The sequence below is a fragment of the Mesorhizobium sp. M1E.F.Ca.ET.063.01.1.1 genome, assembly GCF_003998155.1.
Classification (GTDB): domain Bacteria; phylum Pseudomonadota; class Alphaproteobacteria; order Rhizobiales; family Rhizobiaceae; genus Mesorhizobium.
Genome location: NZ_RZSC01001225.1, coordinates 1 through 1,085, shown reverse-complemented (window position 1 = coordinate 1,085; position 1,085 = coordinate 1). Strand labels below are relative to the sequence as shown.

Annotated in this window: 3 protein-coding genes; 1 reads left to right on the top strand and 2 read right to left on the bottom strand. The window is 65.9% G+C overall.

Translation table 11 applies throughout. The annotated features are described in order from the left end of the window. On the bottom strand, positions 1 to 264 hold a 264-nt coding region (locus EOA29_RS37450; RefSeq protein ID WP_145970088.1), incomplete at its 3' end, for a lysozyme inhibitor LprI family protein. Positions 265 to 575: 311 nt separating this feature from the next. Further along, the gene (locus tag EOA29_RS42505; RefSeq protein ID WP_189350264.1) at positions 576 to 740 is read right to left on the bottom strand and encodes a hypothetical protein; all 165 of its coding nucleotides are present in this window, start codon (positions 738 to 740) and stop codon (positions 576 to 578) included. 95 nt (positions 741 to 835) lie between these two features. Here EOA29_RS42505 and EOA29_RS37445 point away from each other — a divergent pair. Continuing rightward, a partial coding sequence (locus tag EOA29_RS37445; protein ID WP_145970087.1) for an ATP-binding cassette domain-containing protein occupies positions 836 to 1,085 on the top strand: 250 nt, incomplete at its 3' end.

The following is a 1,085-nucleotide window of genomic DNA, read 5'->3' as shown; positions in this document are numbered from 1 at the left end:
GGTGCGGAAGGCGCATTCCTTGTCGCGGAACGGGATCCAGGCGCGCTGCGCGTCGCGAAGGCGTTGCTGGTCGGCGGGAGCGAGGCGTCCCGACAGCCCCTTGTAGACGGCGTTGAGCGCGGTGTCGGCCGAGGCAGCGTCCTTGGCGGTGCAGGTGGCAAGCTCGGCCTGCGTCTTCGCCGCCGCGCAATCCGCTGCAGCCGCATGGGCCGCGGGCATGATGAGAAGCAGGGCAACGCCGGCGGCATGGAGCAATCGCTTCATAGGAGCACCTCACGATGAGAGTTCTACAAAGCCCGCCGCTGGAACCAGCATAGGTTGAGAACATGGCAGCGATCAACGTCAAACCGGTGACGTGGCAAGCAAAGTGTGACCGGCGATTGGCGAAAGCAGAGGAGCGCGCAATCTCCCTCCTTGTGGGGGAGATGGCCGCCAGGCCAGAGGGGTCGCCGCGCGTGAAGCGTCGACGCCCAGCGACGAGAGACGGCGCCGGCGATCTATGTGAGACGACCCCCTCTGTCGCCTTCGGCGACATCTCCCCCCTGAGGGGGGAGATCGCCGGGTCGGCGCCTCGCTTACTGGAGCTGCAAAGTAGGCGATCCATCCGTATCGCCGGCGAACAGAACCACCTGCGTCGCCAGCGCGGCTGTCGTGGCGACCTGGAAGAAGATGAAGGCGAGGGCGAAATAACGGATCACGGGGCTCAAAACGCTCCGGCCGGCAACTGGTTCCAGTCCCATCGGGCTTTTCCCGAATGGTTCGCGGTCGCATGCAGCGACCCTCATCCAGGCCCTGGCTCTTGCGAACCGCCGATGTCCCGTGCAAAAGCCCGCCCATGCTTATCATCAACGACCTCTCGCTGCGCATGGCGGGGCGCCTGCTTCTCGATCATGCCTCGCTGACCTTGCCCGCCGGAACCAAGGCCGGCCTCGTCGGCCGCAACGGCACCGGCAAGACGACGCTGTTCAAGGCGATCACCGGCGATTTTCCCTCCGAAACCGGCTCGATCAGCCTGCCGAAGAACACCCGCATCGGCCAGGTGGCGCAGGAAGCGCCCGGCACCGAGGAGCCGCTGATCGAGATCG